Origin of the sequence: Methylobacter sp. BlB1, assembly GCF_015476545.1 — a bacterium.
Taxonomy (GTDB): Bacteria; Pseudomonadota; Gammaproteobacteria; order Methylococcales; family Methylomonadaceae; genus Methylobacter.
The window spans coordinates 1-6,804 of sequence record NZ_JADMKV010000111.1 but is presented as its reverse complement, the minus strand read 5'-3'; the positions used below and the strand labels follow the sequence as shown (position 1 = coordinate 6,804).

General features: G+C 55.9%; 3 protein-coding genes and 1 pseudogene. 2 read left to right on the top strand and 2 right to left on the bottom strand.

Going from position 1 to position 6,804, the window contains the following annotated elements; translation table 11 throughout:
- Positions 1-338: 338 nt before the first annotated feature.
- Both IT781_RS21130 and IT781_RS21125 read right to left on the bottom strand, forming a co-directional pair.
- Entirely contained in the window at positions 339-3,788 is a 3,450-nt protein-coding gene (locus IT781_RS21130) for a translocation/assembly module TamB domain-containing protein (protein ID WP_194972153.1), read from the bottom strand.
- The gene (locus IT781_RS21125) at positions 3,785-5,518 is read right to left on the bottom strand and encodes an autotransporter assembly complex family protein (protein ID WP_194972152.1); all 1,734 of its coding nucleotides are present in this window, start codon (positions 5,516-5,518) and stop codon (positions 3,785-3,787) included. Before IT781_RS21125 ends, IT781_RS21130 begins: the two co-directional genes overlap by 4 nt.
- Positions 5,519-5,914: 396 nt before the next feature.
- Here IT781_RS21125 and IT781_RS21120 point away from each other — a divergent pair, with 396 nt between their 5' ends.
- On the top strand, positions 5,915-6,439 hold the full coding sequence (locus IT781_RS21120; protein ID WP_194972151.1) for a Slp family lipoprotein: 525 nt from the start codon (positions 5,915-5,917) through the stop codon (positions 6,437-6,439).
- Positions 6,440-6,493: 54 nt separating this feature from the next.
- Positions 6,494-6,804: pseudogene (locus tag IT781_RS21115) on the top strand (hypothetical protein); the annotation flags it as partial.

The following is a 6,804-nucleotide window of genomic DNA, read 5'->3' as shown; positions in this document are numbered from 1 at the left end:
TGCCCTGCCAAAATCAAGGCGAAATCCACTGTAGGGTACGCATCGCGTACCTTTCCGGACTTGCGGTGTGCCGAAAAGCCCTGAAGTGGTACGCGATGCGTACCCTACGAAGGAGACTCCAAATGCCGGGTTTATCAACCCAGCCTGCCGCTAAAAGCTCCGGTGCTCGGCACGGCAAACGGGATGAAACCGCCCATATGCAACATCAGATAGTAACAAAGTCAGATTCCGGTAAAGTCATCCAATCAGGGAAATTATAGAGGAGGTTTCGGTTGAGTTTTAATTATTCATGTTATTTTGTATTGAGCGCTTTTATGGAACAGCGGTTTTCTCTTCTGTCAATCGGTCTCAATCTGATAGTTCAGCTTGATTCTTTGCGATGTACCGGCCTCGGTTTCCACGCTGAGCGCCTCTGTCAGCATCCGCCTCAAGACCAGCACCGCCTGCTTGTTGAACAGGCCGACCTTGGTGCCGATATAAAACTCCGGCGTCAGATGCCGGCCCACGGCAAGCAACGTATCCTGCAGCGTCTTGCCTTCCTTAACCTCAAACTGATCGGCTCCGAACTTGTTGGCGAGCCAGGCAACTTTCCCCGCCCCATAGGATAACGCTGCGCCGGCTATCATATTGCCTTCCGATTCGCTGGCCTGATTCAGCGGCCGGCCCGTGATCAGGTAGGCCAGTGCTTCCGCTTCCGGCAGCGCCGGTTCCGAATAAATGCGGGTCCTGGGCGCTTTCGATGATCCGCTCACGCTGAGCACCGCCGTCACTTTTTTGTCATTGGAAACACGGACGGCTTCAACGTCCAGCCAGGGATTGTCGATCGGTCCGTTGAAGGCAAAGCGTCCTTTGCGCACGGTCAAATCCTGCCCGTACTGTTCGTAGCGGGCCTCCTTCATGTCAACCGTGCCGTGCATGGTCATTTTTCCCGCTCTCTGGACGACCTTCAACTTGCCTGCCAGGTCGGTCTTTAGCCCCATCCCTGAAAATTTCACATTCTTGCCCAGTTCGACGTCGACATCGATATCAAAACCCGGCACGGCCGGTGCTGTTTTCTCGACAGGTTCCTCGCCGACAATAATCTCATCTTCGCTGACCTTGACGGCCTGCTCCGGCAACTGCTTGAGCTTCATGATCGCCGTCGGCACGCCCAGTTTGCCCGTCACTTTGCCCTGCCCGTTCGCATAAGCTATTTTCAATGCCGGCGATACGGCTATCTGCGCTTCCGGCAGCTTCGCGACTTCAAAATCATCGCCTGTCAGCGTCAGCTCAACCGGCCAGCCGGCTTCGGGCTGCAGCCGCACAAAACCATCCAGATAGACAGAGCCGGTGCCCGACTTGGCCGCGCCCTGTATGCGCAGACGCTCGGCATTGTCCCTGGCAGCCGCGATCTCTAAGTTGATATCGCGAAGTCTCAGGCCCAGCTCCTGAATATCGACAGCGCCGCCGGAAAGCCGTACCGTGCCTGCCGCTGCCGGTTTTTGCAGGGCTCCGTACAGTGTCAGGTCCGCCTGCAATCGGCCTTTAAGGCCGGATACCTTATCCGGCACCAAAGCGTTGAAGAGCGCAAACTCGGCCACTGAGGCCTGTATGCGGCCGTTGACAGCCTGGCTCGGGCCGGTATCGGCCTGCAACTGCCCGCGCACGAAATCCCGGCCGGCCAAGGCCAGATCCAGATCGGCTGACACCGCATTGCCATTTATCACACCGTTCACGGACGAGGCGCCCAGAGGAACGGTGGTGACGGCTTCCCTGCCCTGCAAAAGGATTCGCGCTCCGGCCGGCATCTGAAGACTGTAGCGCCCGGCCAGTACGCCTTTGCGCCGCGCCAGTTGGGCATCGGCATTGATGATGCCGCTCAGCGTTACCTGTTCTGTCAGATAAGTCTGCAGCAGCGCGAGCGGCAATGCTGACACGTTCAATTCCGCCTGAAAGTCGCCGCTGGCCTGATAGCGGCCTTGCACACAGACGGAAGCGGACTGCCGGGCCAGACAGCCCTGCTCGAAAGCCAGATCGACGCCCGCCTCGCGCGGCGCTACGGTCATCGCCATGGGCTCCTGAAGCTGCCAGCGGCCTTGATTGGGCACATTCAGCGCAAGTTTAGACAAACTGCCCTGCCAGCGGCCGTTTTTGATACCGCCCGTCAGTCCGGCTGACAGGTCGCCTTTGTTTGAACGCAGATCGGCGCTGAGGCTATGAGCGGCCTGCGTGCCGCTGCCTTCGACCCGCAGTCGGCTTATCTCGATAGTGCCGCTTTTGATGGTGGTCATGGATAGATTCAGTCTCGATGTTGCTTCGGGGCGATAACCGATATCGGCATTCAGTTCCGCAGCGCTGTAACCGGCAAAGCGCAGACCTCTGCCCAGGGCCTGAAATTCAACCGTGGGTTGCCGCCATGCGCCCTTGAGACGCCCTTCGCCTTCCAGACTGCCGCCCAGGCCCGGCCACAGTGTGTCCAGCTTGGGCGCATCGATCGTAACTTCCAGAGCGCCCTGTTCCTGTCCCAGCCTTCCATCCACGGCCAGCCTGTTGACGCCGGAATTGATGCGCAGTGATTCGACTGTCAGCTGATCGCCGGCCAGAAACAGTTTGCCATCGGCGCTCACCGGATAATCGCGCAGCTTGCCGGTCAGTTTGTTGATATCGGCTTCCAGTTGCAGCGCCTGCTCGGCCAGTTTGCCTTTGATATGTGTGCTGAAGGTCAGATCGCCGGGCATTTCCGGCATGATAATGGCCGGATTGAAATGCTGACCCTGGGCTGCCAGGTCAAACGCCGGCGCCTCCTTCCATGAAACATCGCCCGCCAGCAGAAACAAGCCGGTTTTGGATTTCAGCTCCAGTCTTTCGATGGCCATGGCTTCGAGGCTGCCTGTGCCCTTGAATGCCAGATTGCTTTCGGGCAGATACTGCTGCGTCAGCCGGCTGTTGACGGTTAGCCGGTAGTCATCGAGCAAACCGCTCAGCTCGAATGTGCCCTGCTCGCTTTTCAGCTGGGGTTCGGCGGCCATCAGCGGCCATTTGAGGTTGCGCCAGTCGCCGCGGGCGTTTATACGCGGCTTGCCGAGCACATCTTCCAGATTGCCTGTCAGGCTGGCGGCGAATGGCGTAGATAATCGATTATCGAACACAATCCTGTCGATGTTGCCGTGGACGATGGATGCGCCCTGCCATACGCCGTTGGTTTCGGTGCTGACCTGCCAATCGGCCTGCAGGCTGAAAGGAAAACCCTTGCCCAGCGTTACTTGGCCTTGTATGGTCGCGACGACAGGCTTGGCATTGACTTCCAGCAGACTGACGCTGAGCGTCCCCTGTTCAGTCGCTGCCGCCAGGCGCAGCCTGGCCAGTTCGTACACCTGCTCGCCCGACTGTAGCCGCGTATCGGTCAGCAGCAGGTTTTCAACCGCAATCTCGACCGGCAGCCGCAGTTCGGCCCCGAAATCGAACGGCGCCTCGTCCTTGGGCTTTTCAGCTTTCCTGATAGTCACGGTGACGCCATTCAGCGTCAGGTCGATGATTTTGACGGTGCCCGAAAGCAACTCGCGGGGCCTCCAGGCAAAAGCCAGATTTTTAACGGCGACGGTTTCGGTATCGCTCTGATAATGGAGATCCTTGAGCACGAGGCGATCGATCAGCCGGCCCTCTATCTTCGCAGCCGTCACCTGTGCAGGCAGTCTTGAAAAAACCTGCTGCAGCAACCAGCTGCTACCCGCTTCGCTGCTGACCAGCCCGAACAGGCCGGCAGGAATCATCAGCACGATCAGCAAAGCGATCAGCAGCCATTGTTTCATAGCCTGGCGCCTGCGGAAAAATGGATCTGAAACGAGGAATTGGCCTCGTTCAACGGCACGGCGAAATCGAGGCGCACAGGACCGACCGGCGAATACCAGCGGATGCCCAGGCCCACGCCGGTCTTGAAGCTGATGTCGCCGGCATTGAAGGCATTGCCGCTATCGACGAAGGCCGCCGCGCCCCAGTCATCGAGAACGGGATGCTCGTATTCGGCGCTGACGGCCGTCAGGAACTCGCCGCCTTTGACATGGCCGAATCCGTCCTTCGGTCCCAGTTCCTTGTAATCATAGCCGCGAATGCTGTTGATGCCGCCTGCGTAAAAACGGTATGAGGTCGGCAGTCTACTCAGATCATCGACCAGTGTCGCGCCCAGATTGGTCCGGCCGATGAATTTGCCGCCCCCGGGCAGGGGCTGCATCCAGATGCCCGAAAAAATGCCCTGCAGAAAACTGACGTCGGAAAACGGAGTTTCATAGCTGCCTCTCACTTCGAACTCGGCCCTGTAGCCCTTGGTCGGCCGCACGATGCTGTCGGCCACCGAGCGCAGCCAGCTGGCGCCGGGTACCAATAACAACGCTTCGCCTGATTCAGTCTCGGTTTCAAATTCCTCATAACTGTAGTCAAGATAGAGCGTCTGCTTCCAGCCGTTGGGCCGCGCTTTCTTGTAACGTACAGAAAGCGCCGCTTTTTTGGACTTGAAAGTGTCGGTATCTTCGTATCTGAAGCCACCGCCGAAACTAAGCACGTCATGGACTGGATCTTTCATCGGAATGCTGTATTCGACATCGGCAATCGACAGTACCGGCGAGATGTCGAGATTGGCGTTCAGAAAATGACCGCGCCGGTTCAGGCGGCGGTTCTTGTAAGTCGCATTGCCTAGAGGCCCAATGTCGGTGTCGAATCCCAGGCCGAAACTGTACAGATGCCGGTTATTTGGAGACAGCGTGATCGAAACCGGCACGCGCTGCTGTTCGATGTTTTCGGTGTCCGGGATGATTTCCACGCTGTCGAAATAGTCACTTTGCGACAGTGCGCTCTGTGTTTTAGCCAATTGCTCGGTGCTGTAGTAATCGCCTTTTTTTATTGAAATATATTTCTCCACGAAGTCGGGATTCAGAATGTCCTGTTTGACAGTGACATCGCCGAAATACATGCGCTTTCCGGCATCGAACAGCAGCTCGATCCTGGCGCTGTTGCGCGCCTTGTCGATCAGCAGTTTGCTCTCGGTGAATTTCGCATTCAGGTAGCCGCGCTCCAGCGCAAGCGTTTCAAAGCGCCGCTTCAGGCTTTCATATTGGCCGTGATGGACGGGACTGCCGATCTTTAGCGGCAAGTTGTTGCGCAATTTCTGAAACTCAGGATCGTCATGGGCTTCGCCTTTAATCGCGATATCGATCGCGCTGACGACAGCCTGCGGTCCGGGCTGGATGTCAAAGCGAGCCTGCCAGCATTGCCGGTCAAAAGTCAGCGACTTTTCGAGGGCGGCATGGTAATAACCCAATGCCCGCAAGGCCTCGTCGATTTCCTGATCGGCTTGCGCGTAGAGGTTTCGTATTTTCCACTCCGGCGCATCGCAGCGTTCCTTTGCCAGGGACAGCGTAAGCAGTACGTTTTCCTTGGCCTGCCCTTTAATGCCTTTGACCGACACCTCGGCAACTGCCACGGAAGCAGTCAAATACAGCATCAGCATGAGTGGCGCGGCTCTCAGAACCGGAGACTTCAAGCGCATAAGGTTCTGCCCAGGCTTCTACATGTTGCGCCATACGGGGATGGGCTGCGGAACGGCCGGATAGTGAGCAGTTGATTTTTTCATAGGTTCCTTCAATATTGTCGCGCTTAAATTAACCATTGCCGGATTGCGGCCTATCAGAGAAATAAAAATCAGCCAACCAGCTCAGGCGTTCCGGTTCAGCGGCATGTGCAAGTCCCTACTCGCAGTCAACTGGTCAAACCATGAATTGGAGCTTGGCTATCAAATGGCCGATGGCAATGGAGTTTGCCTCTATTCAGGGATTCAGCATAAGGAATTTTAATTATTAAAATAAGTCCTAACTTTTGAAATAGTTTTACTTGCTTGGGTATGTGTTTCCGGTTAATAGTTCCAGGTTAGGGAATGGAGAATATTATGAAACATTTATTACTGCTATTAAGTATCTTGTTGAGCGCCTGTTCAAGTATGCCGACTGTATTGAAAAACGCACCGGCCATGGATGTCCATCTCGGAGAAGCGCTTAATAACCCCGACCGTTACCGCGGTACTCCCGTACGCTGGGGCGGCACGATCATCGAAGTCGAAAACGAAACGGACGCCACGGAAATACAGGTTCTCTATTATCCGCTGGACAGTTCGGCACGCCCACGCATTGATAAGAAAACGCAAGGACGATTCATTGTTAGTAGCCCGAGTTTCCTGGACCCGGCCATCTATAAAAAAGACTCGATAATTACCGTAACCGGCACTCTCAAGGGCTCAGTCGAGCGCGCTGTCGGCAAGAAGATGCTGGCGTTGCCGCTGGTCGAAATCGGCAATATCTATCTCTGGCCGGAAGAGGACTATCGGGACGTCTATTATGGCCCCTATATGGGTTACTACCCGTATTATTACTATCCCTACAGTCGGTTTGGCTATTACTATTATCCCTGGTATTAAAGCTTTTCAGGCCGACGCCTTACGATAATCTCGTCCTGCATAGCAGAGGTTATTATGAGAAAATCAACCATCCTGACGGCAGCGTTGTTTACGCTGCTGGTCGGCCTCCTGACTACCCGTGCGGCAACAGCCGATACCGGCATGGGCCTCTATCCTGACGACGGGCTGTTTCTTAAAGCCGGCGACAGGCCCGGATTCAGACCTTATCCCCCTTACAGGCCTTATTACGGTTATCCCGGATACAGGCAGTATTACGGTTATCCCAGACCGCCTCAACGCTATGACCAGTATCGCTATGTGCCTAGATACAAGCGGCCGCCTTATTACTACGAGCGGGATTATTATGAGCGCTATTATGATTATCC

Coding starts and splice junctions, on each gene's coding strand:
- IT781_RS21130 (WP_194972153.1), bottom strand. CDS start 3,788: ATGAAACAATGGCTGCTGATCGCTTTGCTGATCGTGCTGATGATTCCT.
- IT781_RS21120 (WP_194972151.1), top strand. CDS start 5,915: ATGAAACATTTATTACTGCTATTAAGTATCTTGTTGAGCGCCTGTTCA.
- IT781_RS21125 (WP_194972152.1), bottom strand. CDS start 5,518: ATGCGCTTGAAGTCTCCGGTTCTGAGAGCCGCGCCACTCATGCTGATG.